The 23991-nt window shown below is 33.1% G+C and carries 22 protein-coding genes; 8 read left to right on the forward strand and 14 right to left on the reverse strand.

Annotation, left to right across the window (positions count from 1 at the left end; genetic code table 11):
• Positions 1-15 precede the first annotated feature (15 nt).
• From OS188_RS07155 to OS188_RS07165, 3 genes are read left to right on the forward strand one after another with little or no spacing between them, the layout of a single operon-like run.
• Positions 16-2019, forward strand: coding sequence for a M1 family metallopeptidase (locus OS188_RS07155; protein ID WP_267148142.1), 2004 nt, complete (start codon positions 16-18; stop codon positions 2017-2019).
• The gene (locus OS188_RS07160) at positions 2016-2921 is read left to right on the forward strand and encodes a patatin-like phospholipase family protein (RefSeq protein ID WP_267148143.1); all 906 of its coding nucleotides are present in this window, start codon (positions 2016-2018) and stop codon (positions 2919-2921) included. Before OS188_RS07155 ends, OS188_RS07160 begins: the two co-directional genes overlap by 4 nt.
• Positions 2918-3805, forward strand: a complete 888-nt coding sequence (locus OS188_RS07165; protein WP_267148144.1) for a patatin-like phospholipase family protein — start codon at positions 2918-2920, stop codon at positions 3803-3805. Before OS188_RS07160 ends, OS188_RS07165 begins: the two co-directional genes overlap by 4 nt.
• 23 nt (positions 3806-3828) lie before the next feature.
• On the opposite strand, the gene OS188_RS07170 is transcribed toward OS188_RS07165, so the two are convergent.
• Entirely contained in the window at positions 3829-4350 is a 522-nt protein-coding gene (locus tag OS188_RS07170; RefSeq protein WP_267148145.1) for a DUF7935 family protein, read from the reverse strand.
• Between the two features lie 189 nt (positions 4351-4539).
• Positions 4540-6102 carry an FMN-binding glutamate synthase family protein gene (locus OS188_RS07175; RefSeq protein ID WP_267148146.1) on the reverse strand — a complete coding sequence of 521 codons (1563 nt, stop codon included), beginning with the start codon at positions 6100-6102 and terminating at the stop codon, positions 4540-4542.
• Positions 6103-6165: 63 nt separating this feature from the next.
• On the opposite strand from OS188_RS07175, the gene OS188_RS07180 reads away from it, so the two are divergent.
• Positions 6166-7722 (forward strand): AsmA family protein, encoded by a 1557-nt coding sequence (locus tag OS188_RS07180; protein WP_267148147.1) that lies wholly within the window; start codon positions 6166-6168, stop codon positions 7720-7722.
• Between the two features lie 224 nt (positions 7723-7946).
• A complete protein-coding gene (locus OS188_RS07185) occupies positions 7947-10307 on the forward strand; it encodes an ATP-dependent helicase (RefSeq protein WP_267148232.1) in 2361 nt (786 codons plus the stop codon).
• 64 nt (positions 10308-10371) lie between these two features.
• On the opposite strand, the gene OS188_RS07190 is transcribed toward OS188_RS07185, so the two are convergent.
• Positions 10372-11238 carry an alpha/beta hydrolase gene (locus OS188_RS07190; protein ID WP_267148148.1) on the reverse strand — a complete coding sequence of 289 codons (867 nt, stop codon included), beginning with the start codon at positions 11236-11238 and terminating at the stop codon, positions 10372-10374.
• A 54-nt stretch (positions 11239-11292) separates the two neighbouring features.
• On the opposite strand from OS188_RS07190, the gene OS188_RS07195 reads away from it, so the two are divergent.
• On the forward strand, positions 11293-11913 hold the full coding sequence (locus OS188_RS07195; RefSeq protein WP_267148149.1) for an L-threonylcarbamoyladenylate synthase: 621 nt from the start codon (positions 11293-11295) through the stop codon (positions 11911-11913).
• A gap of 71 nt (positions 11914-11984) precedes the next feature.
• Here OS188_RS07195 and OS188_RS07200 read toward each other — a convergent pair whose 3' ends face one another.
• From OS188_RS07200 to OS188_RS07215, 4 genes are all read right to left on the reverse strand, one after another.
• Positions 11985-12824, reverse strand: a complete 840-nt coding sequence (locus OS188_RS07200) for an OmpA family protein (protein ID WP_267148150.1) — start codon at positions 12822-12824, stop codon at positions 11985-11987.
• Between the two features lie 95 nt (positions 12825-12919).
• Entirely contained in the window at positions 12920-13909 is a 990-nt protein-coding gene (locus tag OS188_RS07205) for a glycosyltransferase family 2 protein (protein ID WP_267148151.1), read from the reverse strand.
• Positions 13910-13913: 4 nt separating this feature from the next.
• The gene (locus OS188_RS07210; RefSeq protein WP_267148152.1) at positions 13914-14534 is read right to left on the reverse strand and encodes a DUF998 domain-containing protein; all 621 of its coding nucleotides are present in this window, start codon (positions 14532-14534) and stop codon (positions 13914-13916) included.
• A complete protein-coding gene (locus OS188_RS07215) occupies positions 14527-14979 on the reverse strand; it encodes a type I restriction enzyme HsdR N-terminal domain-containing protein (protein WP_267148233.1) in 453 nt (150 codons plus the stop codon). The genes OS188_RS07210 and OS188_RS07215 overlap by 8 nt, the downstream gene beginning before the upstream one ends.
• Before the next feature lie 125 nt (positions 14980-15104).
• On the opposite strand from OS188_RS07215, the gene holA reads away from it, so the two are divergent.
• Together holA and OS188_RS07225 are read left to right on the forward strand one after the other, a co-directional pair.
• Positions 15105-16109, forward strand: a complete 1005-nt coding sequence (gene holA / locus OS188_RS07220; RefSeq protein ID WP_267148153.1) for a DNA polymerase III subunit delta — start codon at positions 15105-15107, stop codon at positions 16107-16109.
• 37 nt (positions 16110-16146) lie between these two features.
• A complete protein-coding gene (locus OS188_RS07225; protein ID WP_267148154.1) occupies positions 16147-16512 on the forward strand; it encodes a cupin domain-containing protein in 366 nt (121 codons plus the stop codon).
• 64 nt (positions 16513-16576) lie between these two features.
• Here the strand turns inward: OS188_RS07225 and OS188_RS07230 are convergent, their stop codons facing one another.
• From OS188_RS07230 to OS188_RS07260, 7 genes are all read right to left on the reverse strand, one after another.
• A complete protein-coding gene (locus tag OS188_RS07230) occupies positions 16577-16942 on the reverse strand; it encodes a DUF2200 domain-containing protein (protein ID WP_267148155.1) in 366 nt (121 codons plus the stop codon).
• Between the two features lie 99 nt (positions 16943-17041).
• On the reverse strand, positions 17042-19162 hold the full coding sequence (locus OS188_RS07235) for a S9 family peptidase (protein ID WP_267148156.1): 2121 nt from the start codon (positions 19160-19162) through the stop codon (positions 17042-17044).
• Between the two features lie 173 nt (positions 19163-19335).
• On the reverse strand, positions 19336-19863 hold the full coding sequence (locus tag OS188_RS07240) for a hypothetical protein (RefSeq protein WP_267148157.1): 528 nt from the start codon (positions 19861-19863) through the stop codon (positions 19336-19338).
• A gap of 151 nt (positions 19864-20014) precedes the next feature.
• Positions 20015-20434: a hypothetical protein gene (locus OS188_RS07245; protein ID WP_267148158.1), complete on the reverse strand. Its 420-nt coding sequence runs from the start codon at positions 20432-20434 to the stop codon at positions 20015-20017.
• 98 nt (positions 20435-20532) lie between these two features.
• Positions 20533-21009, reverse strand: coding sequence for a hypothetical protein (locus tag OS188_RS07250; protein ID WP_267148159.1), 477 nt, complete (start codon positions 21007-21009; stop codon positions 20533-20535).
• Positions 21010-21056: 47 nt separating this feature from the next.
• Positions 21057-21434 (reverse strand): DoxX family protein, encoded by a 378-nt coding sequence (locus tag OS188_RS07255; protein WP_267148160.1) that lies wholly within the window; start codon positions 21432-21434, stop codon positions 21057-21059.
• A gap of 92 nt (positions 21435-21526) precedes the next feature.
• The gene (locus OS188_RS07260) at positions 21527-23938 is read right to left on the reverse strand and encodes an alpha-ketoacid dehydrogenase subunit alpha/beta (protein ID WP_267148161.1); all 2412 of its coding nucleotides are present in this window, start codon (positions 23936-23938) and stop codon (positions 21527-21529) included.
• Positions 23939-23991 lie beyond the last annotated feature (53 nt).

Consider the following 23991-nt stretch of genomic DNA (forward strand, 5'->3'; position numbering starts at 1 on the left):
TTAAATATTTAATAAATGAAAAAAATCTTTGGTTTGATGGCTGCTTTTGTGAGTGTTTTTGTGTTTCCTCAGCAAACAGAAGTTGTCGATTTTACTCATGCTAAAGTAAAATTAAGTTTTAGTGTAGACTCTTCAAAGGTTTATGGTATGGTGGATTATCACTTTAAAACCTTAGGATCTGTAGATTCTGTTTATTTGGATGCTATAGCCATGGAGTTTGATGAAATAATATTAAATAATAAGAAAGCTGTTTATAGAAATGATGGAAAAAAACTTATTATTTATTCTGATTTTAATAAAAACCAAAACCATCATTTAAAATTTCAATATGAAGCCAAACCAAAACAAGCCCTGTATTTTGTAGGATGGGATAATGGAGCGCCAAACCAAATTTGGACGCAAGGACAAGGGAAGTATACGAGTAACTGGATGCCGAGTTTAGATGATACTAACGATAAAATAGAATTCGACTTATCCATTACATTTAATAACGAATACGAAGTTATTGCTAATGGAGTCCTTATCGACAAAGAGGTTAATGTTGAAAATACAACTTGGCATTTCGATATGAAAGAACCCATGTCTAGTTATTTACTTGCTTTAGTAATTGGAAAATATAATGTGCACACAGAAACCTCAAAAAGTGGCATTCCTTTAGAAAAGTATTATTATCCAGAAGATTCTTTAAAAGTGGAGCCTACTTATCGTTATAGCAAGCAGATGTTCGATTTTCTTGAAAATGAAATTGGCCTCCCATATCCCTGGCAAAACTACAAGCAGATTCCCGTACATGATTTTCTATATGCAGGAATGGAAAACACAAGTGCTACAGTTTTTTCTGATGCTTTTGTAATTGATTCAATTGGGTTTGTAGATAGAAACTATGTAAATGTTAATGCACACGAATTGGCACATCAATGGTTTGGTAATTATGTTACAGCAACAAGTAGCGAGCACCATTGGTTGCAAGAAGGTTTTGCAAGTTATTACGCGCTTTTAGCTGAAAAAGATATTTTTGGTAAAAACCATTATTACTGGAGTCTTTACGAGTATGCTCAAGAATTAGTAGATCAAAATAGATCAGGATTAAGTACGTCTTTGTTTAATCCCAAATCTAGCAGCACTACATTTTATAAACGTGGAGCGTGGGTTCTGCATGCTTTAAGAGAGAAAGTGGGAGATAAGGCTTTTAAAGAAGCTGTGTTAAATTATTTAAAAGCTCATCCGTTTTCAGTTGTCGAAACATCCAATTTTATTTCAGAAGTTGAAAAAACAAGTGGAAAAGATTTAACCGAATTTGAAAATACATGGTTAGTTCAAGTGGAATTTCCGTTTGAAGAAGCAACCGAAAGCTTGATGCAATCGGCTTTTATTCAGGAGCACGAAATGGTAGACTGTGAATTAGTGACTTCTAAATGCGATTATTATTTAACAGCTCCAATTTCAGATCAAGCTAAGAAGAAACTTATCTCACAAGTACCAAATAGAGTGACTTCTGAGGTTTTTGAAGGTTCTTTAATGGCAAGACAGGCTATTGCTCAGAATATGGATAAAATTCCTTTTAAACTTAAAGAAGATTACGAAAGCCTATTACTGGATCCATCTTATATTACCATGGAATCTGCTTTGTTTCATCTATGGATTAATTTTCCTGAAAATAGAGCAGAATACTTAAATGAAACTCGCGAAATAATTGGGTTAAGCGATAAAAATGTGAAACAGCTATGGTTGGCGCTTGCTCTTTCTACACCTTCTTATTTGTCAGATAGTAAAATGGAGGTTTTAAATGAATTAATAAGTTATACCGATCCTAAATATGGATTTGAAGTAAGACTAATGGCTTTTAATTATTTAAACTCTTTGAGTATCTTTAATGATAAAGTGTTATCTAATCTAATAGAAGCATCTCAACATTATAATTGGCGTTTTAAAAAATATGCTAAAAATTTGTTGGATGTTTTATCAGAGAATTCAGATTATCAACAAACTATTTTAAGGTTACAAAAACAAAGCAAATGAGAGCATTAGTTATTTCGGGAGGAGGCAGTAAAGGTGCATTCGCTGGAGGAGTGGCACAATATCTTATTGAAAATAAAAAACTTCATTACGATTTGTTTTTAGGAACATCAACAGGAAGTTTGTTAGTATCTCATTTGGCTTTAAATAAAGTTGATAAAATTAAGAAAATCTATACAAATGTCAATCAGAAAGCTATTTTTAGCGTGTGTCCGTTTACCATAAAAAGAAAATGGGGCGTAGAGACAATTAAAATCAATCATTTTAATGTGTTGCGAAATTTGTTGAGAGGAAGTAAAACCTTTGGCGAAAGTTATAATCTTAAAAAAATGATTAAAAAAACTATTACTAAAGAGGAATTTATAGAACTCCAAAAATCTCAAAAAGATGTGGTTATAACGGTTTCAAATTTATCACTTAATCAAATAGAGTATAAATCTATAAAAGATTTTGATTATGACGAATTTTGCGAATGGGTATGGATTTCCTGTAATTACACCCCATTTATGACCTTGACTAAAAAAAACGGCTGCGAATATGCAGATGGAGGTTTGGGGTCAATGGTTCCAATTGAAGAAGCAATTAAACGTGGAGCTACGCATGTAGATGCTATTATTTTAAAAACTGAAGTTATGCAATTTAATAGAATGCCTTCTTTAAATGCTTTCTCACTTTTAACAAATATGTTTGCTTTTATGTTGGACAGAATTGAAAGTCAGAATATAAGAATTGGTAAGTTTGTGGCAACAAATCAGGATGCGATTATTAATTTTTATTATACACCAACCGTTTTAACTACCAATTCTTTAGTGTTTAATAAAGAAAAAATGACCCAATGGTGGCAAAGTGGTTTTAATTTTGCCAAATTTAAAAACGAATCTGTAAGTCCGTTAGAGAATAAATGAGAGCATTAGTAATTTCAGGAGGTGGAAGCAAGGGTGCTTACGCCGGAGGAGTAGCGCAATACCTTATGGAACATCAAGAAAAGTCCTACGATATGTTTTTAGGAACATCTACCGGTAGCTTGTTAATTCCGCACTTAGCAGTAAATAATATTCCAAAATTATATGACATCTTTACAAATGTGCAGCAACACGATATTTTTAGTGTTAGCCCGTTTGTTCAGCGTAAAAAAGGGGATAGAGAATATGTGTCTATAGATTTTATTAATTCCATTTGGCAATTTGTAAGAATGAGACGGACTTTTGGGGAGAGTAATGCTTTAAGACGAAGTATTAAGCGCAATTTTACTAAAGAGGAATTTGATAAAATTAAAGCAGAAAAATCAGATGTAGTCGTTACGGTGTCTAATTTATCTATGAATACGGTGGAATATAAATCTATAAACGACTTTACTTATGAGGAATTTTGTCATTGGATTTGGATTTCCTGTAACTATATTCCTTTTATGTCCATTGCTAAAGTAAATGGCTTTGAGTATGCAGATGGAGGCTTAGGTTGTGTTGTGCCAATTCGCGAAGCCATTAAGCGAGGTGCTACAGAGGTAGACGCTATTATTTTAGAAACCGAAAATATAGAAAAACAAAAGGTATTAGGCAAAAATCCGTTTTCACTAATGATAAATCTTTTTGGGCATTTACTTAATCAAGTTGGGCATAATGATGTTGTTATTGGAAAATTAGCAGCCGTAAACAAAGGGGTGAAACTCAACTTGTATTACACGCCATCTAGCCTAACAGAGAACTCTCTAATTTTTAGTAAACGATTAATGACGGATTGGTGGCAGCAGGGATTCGATTATGCAAAGAAGAAGCATTTGGGTCAATAAAAATACTACTGACCCAATGGTTTTTACCACATCTGGCTAACTTCGTCTTTAATAAAAGATAAAGCAGCATCGCTAGGTGCTCTTTTTTCCATCATTTCAGTTAAAATAACTTCTCTAAGTTTATTTGCAGAGTCTGTTTTCTCTAACATCCCTGCTTTTCTAATAAGCTGAATAGTTGCATTTTTTGCAGCCGTAATAACGTTCCAACAATCATCACTTATATAAATCTGTTGGGATAAATTATGTTCAAATTCCTGTTCTATGGAAGCTATAAGTAAGCTTTCGTAATCTTCTTTGCTTGAGGATGTTGGGTTTATTCTTATCAGTAATTTAGATGGAGTAATTCGTTCTAGAAATAAAGCCATACGTTCATAGGCTTGGAGTCTTAATGGCATGGCGTTTACCTGCATGTCTTTGTGTAGTAAAAAGCGTCTTCTACCATCTTCGTTTTTTGTATGTTCTTTAAAAAAGAAATAAGCTATTAAACCAGTAATTAGTGTGGGAATAGCAAACATAAATAAGTCAATAATTCTTTCAGACTCCATAAGTAGTGTAAGTTATTAAGGGTTGTATTTTAATAATACAAACATAAGTTATTTTTGTTTTAGCACAAATTATCCCTTTGCAGAATGAAAAGCATATTTTCTATTAATTAAAAATGCTCTTCTTAAAATAAGGCATGTTCAAGTTATAAATTGCCTCTTACCCTATAATTTTTGAATGCGAGATTACTTTTAGTTAGTCTTAAATCCGCCCAAATATTTGCAATCTTTTAAATCTTGTACAGAAGTAAATGGAACAGGTACTTTATGGTACATATAGGTGCTATCTAATTCTTTTGATAAGCTTTTATCATCTACATTAACACTAATATCATTCATTTTATATTGACAAGGATGTTCATATCCAGAAGCATGTGTAATTTCTAAAAACTCTTTTCTAAAAGTTTTAAAATATTGAGCTAGTCTAACAGATTTCAAGGTTGGATCTATTCCACTTTGTAACCATTTATTTTGCGTGGCAACACCACTCGGACAACGATTTGTGTGACAAACTTGAGCCTGAATACAGCCAATACTCATCATGGCTTCACGAGCCACATTTATACAGTCGGCACCCATAGCAAAGGCCATTGCAGCTTTTGCTGGAAAACCTAATTTAGCACTTCCAATAAATACAATACGATCGCAAAGATCTTTGTCTTTAAATATTTTATACAAGTCGGTAAAACCATAAACCCATGGTAAAGATACATGATCCGCAAAACTAGGAGGAGCAGCACCAGTTCCACCTTCGCCACCATCTACTGAAATAAAATCAGGTCCTTTTCCGGTTTCTTGCATAATACTAGCCATTTCTTTCCATTGGTTTAGTTTTCCAATGGCTGCTTTAACACCTACCGGTAAACCAGTGGCTTCTGCTACTTCTTCAACAAAAGCCATGAGTTCCTGAACATTCGAAAAAGCGGTGTGATATGGAGGAGAAATAACATCTTTCCCTAAGGGCACATGACGAATATCTGAAATTTCTTGAGTTATTTTTGCTGCAGGTAATACACCACCTTTTCCGGGTTTTGCTCCTTGAGACAGTTTGATTTCAATTGCTCTTACAAAAGGATTTTTATTTACTAAGGCTATCATTTTATCCATAGAAAAATTTCCATGCTCGTCTCTAACACCAAAGTAACCTGTTCCAATTTGAAAAACAACATCTCCACCATGACTATGGTAAGGAGATAATCCGCCTTCTCCAGTATTGTGATAGGCGTCGGCCATTTTAACACCTTTATTTAACGACTCAATTGCTCGGGCGGATAAAGATCCAAAACTCATAGCCGACACATTAATTATAGATGCTGGTCTAAAGGGTTTTTTACGCTTATTATAAAGGCCCATCACTTTTGCACATGGCATAAAGCTATGATCTATGCTATTTGGGTGGTCTGGAGCTAACTTATAAGGCATCATAGCATTATTAACAAAAATATGCTGATGCGCATAAATATCTCTATCCGTTCCAAAGCCTTCGTAATTATTTTCTTTTTTTGCAGAGGCGTAAATCCATCCTCTTTCAATTCTATTAAAAGGTAGCTCTTCTCTATTGTTAGCAACCAAATATTGTCTTAGTTCTGGCCCAATTTTCTCTAACATATATCTAAAATGCCCAACTATAGGAAAATTATGGCTAATGGTATGCCGTTTTTGTATAAATACATCTCGAATAGCAATGATTAAGAGGATAATTATAATCCACATCCACCAAGAGATCTGACTTAAAAAACTGAAAATAGCATCCATATTTATAAATTTTAGGGTAAATATATTTAAAATATATAGGAAAAAAATGGATATCTTTATGAAATGACTCAAGAAAAACGAAAAACTGTAATTATTGCCGGAAGCGTTCTATTTGTTCTCATTGCCGGATATTTTATTACGCAATACATAGTAAAATCTAAAATAGAGAGCTTTTTAACTAATAAATTACCAGATACGGTAGAGTTAACTTATAGCGATTTAACTATCAGTTTGCTAAGAGCTAATCTGGAAATAACAAATGTACATCTTACTAATTCTGGAAAAACTGTAGATAAACCAAATGGTATTGTCCAACTCGAGAAGCTTTCTGTGTCTGGATTAGGGTATTGGGGGGTTTTGGCTAATAATTTAATTTCAATAGAAGAAATAAGTTTAGAAAAACCAAAAGTCACTTATTATCACAATCCTTTAATTCCAGAAGAAGAATATAAGTTTTCTCAATCGGGTTCTTTTGATAAAGATATTAATATTAAAGAATTCAACTTAGATAAAGGACAGATAAGAGTGTTGGATTTTGAAACAGATTCTTTGAAACTTCAAACTGAAAACATTGATTTAAAGCTAGAAAAAATTGTTTATAATAAGAGTACAAAAAAGCATAAAATCCCCATAGATTTTAAGAATTATCATATGTCTTTTACATCATTTTTTGCGCAAATGGGCACATATGAAAATGTAAGAATTAAAAGTGCTAAAGTAAATGATAAATTAACAAAGCTAACAGACGTTAGCATGCTTACTAAATATTCCAGGGAGAACTTATCGCAAATTATTCCTGTAGAACGAGATCATTATAATTTAAATATCGATTCTTTAACAATAAAAAAACCTCTGTTAGAAACTGCATCTAATTCTAAATTGCATTTTTTAACTAAACAGATAGATTTTTATCAGCCTGTTTTTAAAGTTTATCGAGATAAACTTGTTGCAGATGACGAATCAATAAAGCCATTGTATAGTAAAATGCTCCGAGACTTAAATTTTGATTTAACTGTAGAAAACATCAAAATTCATGAAGGTTTTATTTCGTACGAAGAAAAGGTTAAAGCAGATAAAAAAGCAGGCCTAGTTTCTTTTGCAGACTTTAACGGAGATTTTAGCCAAGTTAGTAATACCTATTTAGAACCTACAAAAACAGTTCTTAATATTAATACACTTTTTATGGAGCAGACTCCATTACATGTTGTTTGGACATTTGATGTTAACAATCCTTCAGATTTATTCGAATTTCGTGCAGAAATGGGAGAGCTCCAAGCAAGCTATTTAAATAGTTTCACTAAGTCTAATTTAAACGTTCGTGTAGAAGGTCAATTAGATAAAACCTATTTTACCATTTCAGGTACTGACGATCTTTCGGACATAGATTTTAAAGTGAAATATAAAGCTTTCGATATTATAGCGCTCCAAGAGGATGGAAAGGAAAAAAATAAATTCCTATCCGATGTAATTAATATTTTCGTCTCTACAAACAGTCAATCTGGTGACGATATTTTTAAGGAAGTGACAAAAACTAATATAGAACGTCAAAAAACACAATCAGTATTTAATTTTATCTGGATAAGTACGCGAGCAGGACTTTTAAAAGCCATGACGTTTTAATTTGTAAACAATAGATGTTTAAGTCATATACTTAGTGATTTATAGTTTCCTTCAGTATTAAATATTAGAGATTTAATTCCGTTTTATTTTTGAAAAATAGTTGTATTAAAATCTAAGTGATTCTTAGGACTTAATATAACTTTCAAATTGTTTATAATTATTCATAAATCTAAAGGAGAAAGACCTTAACAATGGTTATTTTTATCCCTTTAAATGAAAGAGAATTGGAGAAGTATTTAAGTCAGTTAAACGAAGCACAATTAGCACCAACCCTTCAAAAGGATGGCCCTATGATTGTTATTGCAGGAGCAGGATCTGGAAAAACTAGAGTGTTAACCTATAGAATTGCCTATTTAATGAGTCAGGGGGTTGATTCTTTTAATATTTTATCGCTAACATTTACCAATAAAGCAGCTCGCGAAATGAAAGAACGAATTTCTTCCATTGTGGGTAATAGCGAAGCAAAAAACCTATGGATGGGAACCTTTCACTCGGTTTTTGCTAAAATCTTGCGTATTGAAGGTGATCGATTGGGGTATCCTAGTAATTTCACAATTTATGACACTCAGGACTCCGACCGATTAATTTCTGCCATAATCAAAGAAATGAATTTGGATAAGGATATATATAAATACAAACAAATTCGTTCCAGAATTTCTTCATATAAAAACAATTTAATTACTGTAAAAGCCTACAAGCAAAACCCTGAGCTTAAAGAAGCCGATGCCATGGCCAGGCGACCAAAAATGGGAGAAATCTACGAGAATTATGTCGATAGATGTTTTAAGGCAGGAGCCATGGATTTTGACGATTTATTATTAAAAACTAACGAGCTTCTAACGCGTTTTCCAGATGTGTTGGCTAAGTATCAAGATAGGTTCCGTTATATACTGGTAGACGAGTATCAGGATACAAACCACAGTCAGTACTTAATTGTTAGAGCACTTTCAGATAGATTTCAAAATATTTGTGTGGTAGGAGACGACGCTCAAAGTATTTATGCCTTTCGTGGAGCCAACATCAATAATATTCTAAATTTCCAAAAGGATTATGACGATGTAAAATTATTCCGATTAGAGCAAAACTACCGTTCAACAAAAAATATAGTAAATGCAGCCAATTCCATTATCGATAAAAACCAGACTAAATTAGAAAAGATTGTTTGGACTGCTAACGATGAAGGAGCCAAGATAAAAGTGAACCGCTCTCTAACCGATGGAGATGAAGGACGTTTTGTAGCAAGTTCTATTTTCGAAAATAAAATGGAAAATCAGTTACCAAACAGCGATTTTGCCGTATTATATCGCACCAATGCTCAATCTCGTGCCATAGAGGATGCTTTGCGAAAACGTGATATTCCTTATAGAATTTATGGAGGTCTATCGTTTTATCAACGAAAAGAAATAAAAGACGTGCTTTCGTATTTACGTTTAATTATTAATCCAGCAGACGAAGAAGCCTTAAAACGAATTATTAATTATCCGGCAAGAGGAATTGGACAAACTACCTTAGATAGATTAATTGTAGCTGCTAATGGTTATAACCGTTCAATTTTTGAAGTTATTCAAAACATTGATAAAATTGAAATTAATATTAATTCTGGTACCAAAAACAAGCTTAAAAACTTTGTAACTCAAATTGAAAGTTATCAGATTTTAAACCAAACAGCAAATGTTTTTGAACTTGCGGAACACGTTACAAAAGCTAGTGGATTAATTAGAGAACTCAATAAAGATGGCACTCCAGAAGGCGTTGCCAAAATGGAAAATATTGAGGAGCTTTTAAACGGGATGAAAGATTTTGTGGAAGGTCAAAAGGAAATTGCTGATGCGACCGCATCTTTAGCTGAGTTTCTTGAAGATGTAGCTCTAGCAACCGATTTGGATGCAGATAAAGGCGATGCAGACCATGTGGCTTTAATGACTATTCACTTGGCAAAAGGTCTAGAATTTCCGTATGTATATATTGTTGGTTTGGAAGAAGATTTATTTCCAAGTGCCATGAGTATGAATACGCGAAGTGAACTAGAGGAGGAGCGACGGTTATTTTATGTGGCATTAACAAGAGCCGAGAAACAAGCTTATTTAACCTATGCTTTAACACGTTACCGTTGGGGGAAATTAATAGACGCAGAACCTAGTCGATTTATCCAGGAAATAGACGAACAATATTTGGATATTATTACTCCAATAGAGGAAAGACGTTTTAATCCAATGTTGGATGCTGATATTTTTGGAGATGATATTCCCGAAACAAAACGACGAGCTCAAGCTAATAAAATTCGCTTTAAGAAACCTGTTCAGCCAGACTTTAAGAAAAAGAAGCCTACCCAAGAGAAACCTTCAGATAAAGTAGTTATTTCTACTCCAAAAAACTTAAAACCTGTGAGTAAATCTAGTGGAGGTACCAATTTGTTCGATGGCAAGTTAGCTGTGGGTAATATGGTAGAACACATGCGTTTTGGAAAAGGAGAAGTCGTAAAAATTGACGGTGTTGGAAGTGATACAAAAGCCGAGATAAAGTTTGATAAAGGAGGCGTAAAAAAATTATTGCTTCGTTTTGCCAAGCTTGAAGTTATAGGATAAACAAAAAATCCTCGAAGTATTCTCTTCGAGGATTTTTTGTTTCTACGATCTTTCTAAGATATTCTTAATCAAAATACGTTTCAATAAAGACTTTTAGTTTGGTTATTGTATCAAATAAATCTGGTCCAATCCACCCATGACCAGCATTTGGATATAAGGTAAATTGATGTGGAACCCCTAGAGTTTCTAATTTATCTCTCATATCTGTTCCTTGCGAAGTTGGAATTAAAGGATCCTGACCTCCATAAAATAAAATAGTTGGAGGAGCGGTGTCAGTTACTCTGTGGTATGGACTTGCTTCTTCGAGAAATTCTATAGAGGCGTCTTCACCAAATAAATCCAGTAAGGCTTGTAACATAGGATCTGAATTGTTTAAATAAGCCGGATCTGTTAGGTTTGTTGGTCCAACTATACTACATACCATCTCAATATCACTATTGGTGTCAAAAGCATAGCTCCATAATAAGGCTAAATGTGCTCCAGCGCTTACGCCTACAAAACCAAAATCATCGTCAATAACATAATAGTTTTGATTGTATTTTAAGTGATTTATAACAGAGGTAATATCGTCCAATTGCATTGGATAAGGCAGGTTATTTTCATCTGCAAGTCTGTAATTTATATTTACAATTCCCATGTCTGGAAACTCATTTCTAAGGTAATCTCTAACGTCGTTCATGTCGTTTTTATCACCAGCATTCCAGCCTCCACCATGAACTAATATCATAATGTTAGTATCTAAATTTCTATTGGCAGGTAAATAAATATCGAATACTTGGTCGCTATCAGAACCGTAAGAAACGTTAAATTCCTGATAGTATTCCGTAGAGTCTAGTGAAACTTCATTTAAAGTATTACTATCGTCCGTAGAACAAGAATTAAAAGAGACAATAAGCACGCTAATAAATAAGTAGAATCTAATATGTTTCATAAACAATATAATTAATTATCTTGCATAAGATAACGAATTTTTAAGACCGATAGTATGGCTGAGTTTATAAAAATATATGAAGAGAACCCGAATCCAAAAGAAATAGCTAAGGTTATTAAGGTTCTGAAAGCTGGTGGATTGATAATTTATCCAACGGATACCGTATATGGTTTAGGGTGTGATATTAATAATGTAAAAGCATTAGAACGTGTTGCCAGAATTAAAAATGTGAAATTGGAGAACTCTAACTTTTCATTTATTTGTGAAGATTTAAGTAATCTTAGCGATTATGTGAAACAAATTGATACCTCGGTTTTTAAAATTTTAAAAAGAGCACTTCCAGGTCCATATACCTTTATTCTTCCGGGAGCTAAATCTTTACCACATCCTTTTAAAAAGAAAAAAACAGTGGGAATACGTGTGCCGGATAATAAAATAGCTATTGAAATTATAAAGCAACTAGGAAATCCTATTATTTCAACTTCCATTCATGATGAAGACGAAGTTTTAGAATACACGACAGATCCGGAATTAATTTATGAAAAATGGAATCACCTAGTAGATCTGGTTATTGATGCAGGTTATGGGGATAATCACGCCTCTACAGTTGTTGATTTATCTGAAGGTGAACCAGTAATTATAAGAGAAGGAAAAGGAAGTTTAGACATTTTTTAAATTTTTAAAATAATATATAAAAAAAAGCTCAATCTTAAGATTGAGCTTTTGTATTTTAAATTTAAAACTGATTAATTGTTACCAGCTTCAAGATTCTTCATTTCTTTTTCAATCATGTCATAGAACTGATCGATTTTTGGCATTACAACAATACGTGTACGTCTGTTTTTAGCTCTGTTTTCTGCAGAATTGTTTTCTACTAAAGGAACATAGTGACTACGTCCAGCAGCAATTAACTGTGCAGGGTTTACATCTAAATCTTGTAAAACTCTAATAATAGAAGTAGAACGTTTAACACTTAAATCCCAGTTGTCTAATAATGGTGGTTTATGGTAAGGAACGCTGTCTGTATGACCTTCAACCATACATTCGAAATCTGGTTTACTGTTAACTACTTTTGCAACTTTAGCTAATACTTCTTTAGCTCTTGTAGTTACATGATAGCTACCACTTTGGAATAATAATTTGTCTGCAATTGAGATAAATACAACTCCTTTTTCAACATTAATTTCAATGTCCGGATCGTTAATTCCAACTTCACGTTTTAAACTTGTAACTAAAGCAAGTGTTACACTGTCCTTTTGAGTTAAGGCATCTTGTAAACGTGTAATTTTAAGTTCTTTTTCTCTAATACTTTCTAGAGTTTTCTCAACATTACTAGCACCTTTTGAAGATAATATTGTTAAGTTGTCGTTACTTTTACGTAAATCTGCTACTTGTTCTTCTAAAACTTTTGCTCTAGCTGTTGCAGATGCTCTTTCCTCTAGACAAGAATTAAGTTTTACAGTTGCAGTATTTAATAAGTCTTGAGTTTCTTTTTGTTTAGCTTCTAACGCAGTATACTCTTTTTTAGACACACATGATCCTAATAGAAGTAGACCCATTACGCCTATCATCATTGTTTTTTTCATAATAAATTTCAGTTTTTAGATGTTCTTAATTAACATACCAAAATTATACAAAAGAATGTGAGTTTACGTACGAATTAACAAAAATTTTAACAGTTTTATAAACAATTGAAAGTCTTAGACTTATTTACAAAGTATGTCCAAACTATTGAGGTGTTTTTATAGTAATTTCCAAGCTGTTTTAGTTCTTTTCTTTGCCTTAATAATTTAGGTAAATGCATGTAGAAACTAAAATGAGCTTTAATAATAGCAAAGATATGCGACAGTTTGAATTCAAAAAGAAATTTTAATGCAGCCAAACCATCCAAAATAAGTCGTGTAAACACTAAAAGGAAGATATTTCCTCCGGCGTTCTTTACTAGGGTAAACAAACTATTTCTAAAGTTAAGATAGGTTTTTTTTGGATTGGTATTTTCCAAGGTTGCACCTCCAACATGATAGATAGTTGATGTACCCACATAAGTAGTTAGATACCCTAAATTAAAAGCACGCCAGCAGAAATCTATTTCCTCCATATGAGCAAAAAACGACTCATCAAAACCGTTTAAAGTTTGAAACACGGTCTTTCTTACAAAAAAACAGGCACCAGATGCCCAAAAGATATTTGTAGTATCATTAAATTGTCCTGTATCTTCTTCAATAGTATTAAAAATACGTCCTCTGCAAAAAGGATATCCATATTTATCTATAAAACCGCCAGCTGCACCAGCATATTCAAAAGCTGTTCTATTCTTATAATCTAAAATTTTAGGTTGGATGATGGCTGTTTCAGGTCTGCTCTTAAATGTATCTAGTATTGGTGTGAGCCAATTTTTAGTTACTTCCACATCGCTATTTAATAAACAATAAATATCTTCATCAACCTGCTTTAAAGCTTCATTATAACCTTTAGCATAACCTCCGTTTTCGGTATTCTGAATAATTTTTATTTCTGGGAAATGCCGTTTGACAAATTGAACAGAATTGTCTGTAGAAGCATTATCGGCTACATAAATGGACGCATTTTCTGAATATTTAATAACAGAAGGTAAAAACTCTTCAAGTAATTTTTTTCCGTTCCAGTTTAATATAACAATGGCTGTTTTCAATAGTCTAGTGTTGATTTTTAATATAAAAGGCAAAGGTAGTTATCCAAATTAAAACAGAGCCTTCAATTATCCTTTGGAATAAACCAATATAATAACCTGTTGGATTGCCAGAAATAAGTAAACTAAAAATAAAGCTAATTATTCCACAAATAAAGGATAATAACATGATGTTTTTTCCATCTGTCCAAGTTCGTGCAGCCCAACCAATTAAAATTAAACAGAAAGGGACAAGCGTATAAGTTATACCGCCAGAAATTGTATGTATTATTTGTGATACACTCGGATTTATTAATTCTTTATTACATCCAATATCGCATGGAAAAATACTAACAAGAATATTTCCCAAACCATACAGAAAGGCAAAACCTACAAGTCCTAGCTTTAATAATTTGTTTTCAGGAAGTAGCTTTAATGCAGAAAAAGAAAAAAGGATGATAAAAATACCGCTAGGTATAAAACCAAAAACTCTCAAATAAATTCCATAGGGTGCATTAATAGCATAGGTTTCACTAATATATTGTTGAATATGGCTGTAATTATCAAATTGGAATCCTCCTAAAATACTGGCAATTATAAAAAATAAAACCCCTAATATTCCAAACCCAAAAGTAACAGTTTTATTCATTTTTAATATAATCTGGAATGTCTTTTAAAAACTGATATCGTTCGTTTTCAAAATCCATCTGACAATAATAATGATTTAATCCGTTGGTAACCATAAGAAAAGTTGCATTTAAAGCCAGGTTATAACGTGCAACCTGATCAAAAACATCCTGGTTTATCTTTATTTGTGGAGCTTTGCATTCAACAATAAGATATATGGAACCGTCAGGATTAAAAACCACAATATCGTAACGTTTTTTCAATCCATTTACTTTTAATTCTTTTTCTACATTGATTAAAGATTGAGGGTAATTTTTCTCCAGAATAAGGTATTGAACGCAATGCTGCCTAACCCATTCTTCTGGTTGTAAAATCACAAATTTTTTCCGAACACTATCGAATATAGATATTTTATTTTCGTTATTTTTGAAACGAAATGGAAACTTCGGAAAATGGAGCTCTTGCATCAAGACAGATAGATTTTTTTCAAAGTTAAGTTACATTCGTCAAAAACCAAATATCCATAGCTTATTTTGGATTTTGTATTATTTTAATTTACTTACCTATCGGTAAACAGAGAATTTTTTGAGATTTGGAAGAAGTCAAACAAATAATAACAGATATAAAAAACAGGAAATTCCGACCTATTTATTTTTTAATGGGAGAGGAGCCTTATTATATAGATAATATTTCAAAATACATTGAAGCCAATGTGCTTTCAGAAGACGAGAAAGGTTTTAACCAAATGGTTTTATATGGAAGAGATGTAAATATTGATGATATTGTTGGGCATGCCAAGCGCTATCCTATGATGGCCGAATATCAAGTAGTAGTTGTTAAAGAAGCGCAAGATTTATCAAGAACTATTGAAAATTTGGTGTCTTACGCCGAAAATCCGCAACCTACAACCATTCTGGTTTTTAATTATAAATATAAAACCATTGATAAGCGTAAAAAACTCTATAAAACAATTAAGAAGTCTGGAGTTGTCTTCGAGAGTAAGAAGCTTTATGATAACCAGGTAGGCGATTGGATTCGCAGAGTATTATCTGGACAAAACTATAGCATTTCGCCCAAAGCATCACATATGTTAATCGAGTTTTTAGGAACAGATTTAAGTAAAATTGCTAACGAACTGGATAAATTGAAAATAGTACTTCCCGAAGGCACCCAGATTACTCCTGAGCATATAGAAGAGAATATTGGTATTAGTAAAGATTATAATAATTTTGAGTTGCAAAATGCCGTGGGCTCTAGAAATGTCTTAAAAGCAAATCAGATAATTAAATATTTTGGCGAAAACCCAAAAGATAATCCCATGATAGTAACTGTGGCTTTACTGTATAATTTTTTCTCTAAACTGTTGTATCTACATGGTTTAACAGATAAATCGCCTAGAAGCGTAGCTTCAGCCTTAAAAATTAACCCCTATTTTGTTAACGATTATATTACGGCTTCAAAAAATTATCCCATGAGAAAAGTTAGTGGTGTTATAGCTATTTTAAGAGAGTTTGATGTAAAGGGAAAAGGCGTAGGATCGAACGCTGTTAAGCAAGGAGATTTGCTTAAAGAGATGGTAGTAAGAATTATGAATTAATTTGTAAAATCAATTTCCATATAGGTGGAATATAATAATGAAAAAATTACTTTATTTAGTTGTCTCCGTGTTATTTTTATCCTGTAATGAAGAATCAAAACTACCAGACCCCTTAGAAGCTGGTTGGAAAGGTGAAAGCGTTTGCGAGGTTCTTCATGAAGATACTAAAATACGTGTTTTAAAATGTACTTTTCCTCCAGGAGTAGGACATGAGAAACACGAACATCAACCACATTTTGGTTATACCTTAGAAGGTGGTACTTTTCAAATTACAGATGCCGATGGTACCGAAACCAAAGAAGTTAAAGCAGGAGTATCTTGGAGTAAAGACCAGGTAAGTACGCATGAAGTGGTTAATGTGGGAAATACCACTTCTGTTTACCTGATTGTAGAGTACAAATAATTAAAGTCTCCAGGACACCACATATACTGAAGATTAGGATTAATTATCAATATATACTTTTGAATTAAGTAACTCGTAAAATCTTTTCCATTTTACGACCTTTTGCTAATTCGTCCACCAACTTATCTAAATATCTAACTTGTCGTGTCAAGGGAGTTTCGATTTCTTCAATTCGGTAACCACAAATTACTCCTTTAATAAGAGTCGCATTTGGATGTAAATTTGCTTTTTGAAAGAATGTTTCGAATGTTATTTTATCCGCTATAAATTCTTGTAGTTTGTTTTCATTAAAACCAGTAAGCCATTCAATTACCTGATGTAGTTCGTCTTTTGTTCGGCCTTTCTTTTCTACTTTGCTGATATAGTGTGGGTAAACCGAAGCAAATGTCATTTTTGCGATACGCTGATTATGTTCGGGAGTTGTTTTCATAAGGTATGTTTTGTTTAGCTTTTTATCACAGAGATAAAACCATCAATTCTATCCTTGCTTTATTAAATTGATGGCGTTATCGCTTGTAACTAATTAGATTTATTTCAAATATAAATCGAAATAATCTGTTACTTTTTGCATTAAATGCACTCTATCTTTTCCTCGAACATTATGCTCATAACCTGGGTAAACAAAGTAATCTACCTGCACACCATTGCTTACTGCATTTCTTAAAAAATCGATGGAATGTTGCCAAACCACTATATTGTCATCGGTTCCATGAATTAACAATAATTTTCCTTTTAGATTTTGAGTTTTATCTAATAAGCTGGTTTTAGCATAACCTTCTGGATTGGTTTGTGGGGTGTCCATATAGCGTTCGCAATACATAATTTCATACATACTCCAATCCATTACCGGACCACCAGCAACACCTGCTTTAAAAACATCTGGCTGTAATAGCATGAACGACGTGGTCATAAAACCACCATAACTCCAACCGTGCATTCCCATTTTGTCTCCATCTACAAACGGCAGTGATTTTAAATAATCTACACCAACCATTTGGTCTTTCATTTCCACTTGACCTAAGTTTCTGAAAATAGCTTGTTCGAATTCTAAACCACGATTGCTACTTCCACGTCCGTCCATAACCCAAACTACATAGCCGTTTTGAGCCATATAATCGTACCATAGATTTCCACTGGCAGGAAAACGATTTATATTCATTTGAGCGTGTGGACCGTTGTATAAATACACGATAACCGGATATTTTTTGTTGGCATCAAAATTGGTTGGATAAATCATCCTTCCATATAAATCTGTCCCATCATCTGCCTTTAAAGTTACATTTTCAACTTTAGGCATATCATACTCTGCTAATGGGTTTTTTGCGGTCAATAAGTTTTTTTTGAATTTTTTATCCGTAGAATACACATCAATTTTTCTAGGGGTTGTGCTGTTCATCCAAGTATCCAGAACATAGGTTCCATTTGAATTTACCGAAGGAAAATGGTACCCGGCATCGCTATCTAAAAGCTCTATGTTACCATTTTTCCAATTTACAGCATACAGATGTTTTTCCATAGCACCATCTTTTGTAGCTGTAATTAATAATTGATTTGATGTTTCATTTTTACCTGAAATATCATTAACCAACCATTGACCACTGGTAATTTGGTTTAGTAATTTTCCATTCAAATCATAACGATATAAATGCATAAAACCATCACGTTGACTCCACCAAACAAATTCTTTTCCATTAGGTAAAAAGTACAAATCATGTTGTGGTTCTACGTATTTTTCACTTTTTTCTTCAAATAAAGTTTTTATATATTTTCCTGTTTGAGCATCGTATTGATTTAATTTCATGTGATTTTGATCCCGATTTAAAACAGCAATATAAATGGATTTTTCATCTGGGGCCCAAGTTACACAGGTTAAGAACTGCTCTTTAGGTTCTCCGGTTTCTAGAAAAATAGTTTTTTTAGTCTTCGGATTATAAACTCCTAAGGTTACATGATGAGAATCGCGTCCGGCAAATGGATATTTAATGTTTTTATTGACAGCTGGAGTTTTTGACCAATCGATAATTGGGTAATCGTTTACCATGGTTTCGTCCATTCTGTAAAAAGCGAGTAAATTTCCTTTAGGTGAAAAGAACATCCCTTTACTGATTCCAAATTCAAATTGATGAACAGCTTTCCCGTTTGTAATACCGTATTTTCCGTCTTCGGTTATTTGATGGGTTTGTTTTTTCCCATCCAATAAATACAAATTGTTATCTACTACATAAGCAAACGAACTGGTTGCAGATTCAAATTCTTGAGCTTCTGTATTTTCTGGAATAGTTAATAGTTTTTCGGATGACTTCGTTTCTCGATTCCAAATCATAAAATCTTGAGCATTTCTATAAGACGCTGTGTTTTTATCGATCCAGCTTAAGGAAGGAACAGATTTCATATCTGTAAACTCATTAGAGCGCGCCAGAGTATCTGTTTTTAGAGATGGAAGTGTTCTTAGCACCAAAGCATTTCCATAGGAAGTTTTAACGGCTTCGGTGAAACTGTTTTCATCTGGAATCCATTTTAATTGCGATAAACTTTCTACTCTTAGATTGGTTCCTAAGCCTATTACGGCATCTTCCATAGTTAATTGTTTGTCTTGAGCTAGAACTGAAAGGCTGGCGAAAAGGGCTATTGCTAAACTATAATTTTTCATATACTTATTTTATGGGTTAAATTTAAGGAAAACTCAGGAGATAAATGGCTTCGTGCTGCTTAGTTTTAAAGGATTTGTTTCTAGTATTTATAAGGAACACTAATTAAAAAAATCTTTTGTTTTTTTTAACTTGGGTATAGACGAACGAGTTCTTGGAAGTTGTCTGGTACTAATTAGTTTAATTCTTCTTTATTGTACTTAATCTTTTTGTGCATTAATATTTTAATTAGATATATAATTGGCAATGCAATAAATAATATTGGCAAAAAAGGATACAAATATTTGTTATAATCAGTGTCGTTGCCAAGACCATTTAATATTGAGGCTATAGTTATTAGTAAACACATTATACTGATAAAAAGTCCTAAATTTCGTAACATTTGAGTTGACATTTTATAGTTGTATTCAATATTTTTGTTACTAATTTCAGAAGGATAGTTAAAAAGCCAAGGATATTGATTCAATTTATAAAGTACTATATCGATAATTCCAAAAACTATTGGACTTATCCATAAAAGGTCTTTTGTTCCCAATCCGTCATTGTCTTTTGAAGGCCAATTAAAGTAAATAGGAAGTTTTTCAGGCAGTTGGTTGTAATAAACTCCAATTAATATAGCAGAAATCAAAATCAGAGCAAAAGTCAGAGCTTCTATTCCTTTATCAATGTTATTTTTCCTAATTTTAATTTTTGGACGACTCATTTCTCATATTATACTTTACGTGATTGTGCATGCTTTTGTTACGTGTATTAAGCCACTAATTTAGCGAATACAACCCGAATAGAAAATCCTCGAGGATTTTCGTAATCAAGCATGAACTAGCCATTAATTGACACGGTGTTGTAAATAATTGTTATCTGGTTAAAGTCTCTATTAAAATACCTTCTCCTAAAATTTGAGATTCCCAAGTCATAGAGTTGCTTGTTAATTCAGAAACAGTATAAATTTTCGTTCCCATATCTACATTATCAAAATCTATTGTTAATATATTTTCGTTCTTTGTCCAATTAGCTTGTAAAACTCTTAATTCTAATTCACCACTAGGATCACCAACATCAATTAAATATCTAAATTCTGCTCTATTTTCGGCAGATAATAATCGAGTAATACTTTGATTAGTAATTATTTCTCCATTTAATGTAGTTTCACCTACAGACCAACCTCCAACCACTGATAATTCAATTTCAGTATCATTATTGTCATCGTTATTCGAACAGGATGAGAAGGTCATAAGTCCAATAGATAAAGTGAAGAGTAAAATAAGTTTTTTCATTTGTATAGTTTGGTTAAATTGTTTGCAACCAGTTATATAATAACTACTATAGTCGTTTATCATTTATACTTCGAGGATATTGGATATTTTGTTAGCCTCTAATCCTCTAACTCTTCCAACTGCAAATTATAATCGTATTGCAAATCTTCGTGAAGGCTAGTGACTATTTTTTTAATTCTTAAAATCTGTCTGTCATATATATTGGTCAAAGTGACATTGCGTTTTATAGAAGGTGAAAAATCTTTTAGTTTATTGCAAAAGTAGAGGAGGAGTTCAACTTCAGTTTCTTTCTTTAAAGAATACCTGCTAAACTTTTTTATAAGCCTTAAAATCTTCCGAACGCTTTTTTTTATATAGAAATAACTGTCTGTATTAATGCTTTCGAATTGTAAATCTAATTCCTGTTTTACAGTTTCTATATAACCTGTTTCGTCATGTGATTCAAATAATAAATAGGTAAGAAGCTCTTTGTTTTCCTTTTTGAATTTAGACAAACGCAAACAGAGCTCCATAAGTTCTTCTTTAGAACGATGCTGTAATTCTTTCTTGATGGTGACTACGGAGACTGCTTTCATACTAATTCCCAGAAAATCGAGGTTCTTTTAATTAAACATAGAAATTTTTAGTTATTCTTATCAATGGCATATTTTCCAGGACCAGCTAGAAAGATAACTACAAAGCCAACTAAATATAATAAAGCCTTTTCCTTTGTACCAAAATCGTCTGGGGCATGAACTATAAAGGCAGCAACAAACATGGTTATAGCAGCAGGAATAGCCGCTAACTTGGTTTTTAAACCAATAATTATTAAAATTGGAGCAATTACTTCTCCAATTAAAGCAAGGATTAAGGATAGTGTTGGTCCTACACCAATGGGGTCTCCAAATTCTATGGGACTTGAAAAAAGGCGTTCAATTTTTGGAATGCCATGTGTTAGCATAAAGCCGCCAAAACCGAGTCTGGCAATTAATAAGGCTAAATCGTAGTGGTTTTTTTTCATTTTTAGTTTTTTTAGTTGTGATAAATATATAAAAAAAAGACCTCATAAGGTTTTAAACTCATGAGGTCTTTTATGATACTTTTAATCCTTAATTATCTCAATTTTGGATAGTCTGAAGGATTCGCTTCATGCATCACCTTATACACAGCTTCAAACACATCTTCTACAGAAGGTTTAGAGAAATAATCTCCATCTGTTCCATAAGCTGGTCTATGTTGTTGTGCTGTTAAGGTTTCTGGTTTGCTGTCTAAATGTTTATAGGCGTTTTGTGTGTTTAAAACTTCATTTAAAATAAAAGCTGAAGCACCTCCTGGAACATCTTCGTCAATAACCATCAAACGATTGGTTTTAGCCACACTATTAACAATATCCTGATTTAAATCGAAAGGTAATAAGGACTGAATATCTATAATTTCAGCATCAATCCCTACTTCCTGAAGTTCTTTGGCTGCCTGCTCAATAATTCTTAAAGTAGAACCATAGGACACTAAAGTAATATCTTTTCCTTCACGAATGGTCTCAACCACACCAAGAGGCGTTTTAAACTCTCCAATATTACTAGGCATTTTTTCTTTTAATCTATACCCATTTAAGCATTCTACAATTAATGCAGGCTCATCGCTTTCTAAAAGCGTGTTATAGAAACCGGCAGCTTTGGTCATATTTCTTGGTACTAATACATGTATTCCACGAACTAAATTAATTACACCTCCCATTTGAGAGCCTGAATGCCAAATACCTTCTAGTCTGTGACCACGAGTTCTAACAATTAGTGGCGCTTTTTGGCGACCGTTTGTTCTGTATTGCAGCGTTGCTAAATCGTCGCTCATAATTTGAAGCGCGTATAGAATATAATCTAAATACTGAATTTCGGCAATAGGACGCAAACCTCTTAAAGCCATTCCAATACCTTGTCCAAGAATGGTTGCTTCACGAATACCAACGTCCGATACGCGAAGTTCGCCATACTTTTCTTGCATACCTTCAAGTCCTTGATTAACGTCTCCAATATGTCCGGCGTCTTCTCCAAATACTAAGGTTTCAGGATATTTTCCAAAAATAGCATCGAAGTTATCTCTAATAACTAATCTGGCATCGACCTCTTCGCTATTATCATCATAAGTTGGCTTTACTTCTTTGATATTTAAAGCTGATTTTGGCGATTCGCTATATAAATAAGAGCTGTATTTAGGTTGGATCTCTTCAAAATAAGAATTGATCCAATTGACTAATTGTGTTTTTTCTGCTGAAGTTTCGCTTACCACATAACGCAAAACTTTTCTGGCCGTAGAAAGAATATCTTTTCTAATAGGTTCTTTAATTTCGGCTAAATCGTTTTTAAGTTTTGTGATAAAAACATTGTTAGCACTAGAATTGGCAATGGTTTCTAAAAGTGCTAAAAGTTCTTGTTGCTCTTGTTTTAGAGGTTGAACGAAAGCTGTCCATGCTGCTTTTTTACCTTCACGAACCTCTTTTTTTATGTTATTTTCAATCTTTTTTAATTCTTCGTCTGTAGCAATGCTGTTGGAAATCATCCAATCGCGAAGCTTCACATTACAATCGTATTCTGCTTCCCATGCTAAACGATTTTCATCTTTATAACGTTCGTGAGATCCAGAGGTTGAATGTCCTTGAGGTTGCGTTAATTCGTTTACATGAATTAAAACAGGCACATGTTCTTCTCTGGCAATTTTTGAAGCTTTTTGGTAAGTTTCTATCAAAGCTGGGTAATCCCAACCGTTAACACGAAGAATTTCGAAGCCTTTATTGTCTTCATCTCTTTGAAATCCTTTTAAAATTTCAGAGATATTTTCTTTTGTTGTTTGATGTCTAGCGTGCACTGAAATCCCGTATTCATCGTCCCAAACACTCATAACCATTGGTACTTGTAAAACTCCTGCAGCGTTGATAGTTTCAAAAAACAAGCCTTCGCTAGTACTGGCGTTTCCAATAGTTCCCCAAGCTACTTCATTCCCTTTTTCAGAGAAATTAGTGGTGTCGATTCCTGTGACCTCTCTGTATATTTTTGATGCTTGGGCTAATCCTAATAAACGTGGCATTTGTCCAGCAGTAGGAGAGATGTCTGCACTGGAATTTTTCTGTTTTGTTAAATCTTTCCAGTCGCCATTTTTGTCTAAACTATGCGTAGCAAAATGTCCGCCCATTTGTCTTCCACCAGACATTGGGTCGTGTTCTAAATCTGGATGACCGTATAGACCGGCAAAAAATTGTTGGATATTAAGTTCTCCAATAGCCATCATAAAAGTTTGGTCTCTGTAGTATCCTGAACGGAAATCACCATTTTTAAAGGCTTTAGCAAGAGCTAATTGAGGCACTTCTTTTCCATCTCCAAAAATTCCAAATTTGGCCTTTCCAGTAAGCACTTCACGACGCCCTAAAAGGCTACATTCACGCGAGGTGACAGCCAATTTATAGTCGTTTAAAACTTCTGTTTTAAAGTCTTCGAAAGACAGGTCTTTTTGTACGTCTGGATTTGTCTGCATAGTTCTTGTTTTAAAAACACAAAATTAGTCAATATTTATGTGTTTTGCAATTG

The organism is Xanthomarina sp. F1114 (assembly GCF_026410255.1).
Classification (GTDB): domain Bacteria; phylum Bacteroidota; class Bacteroidia; order Flavobacteriales; family Flavobacteriaceae; genus Xanthomarina.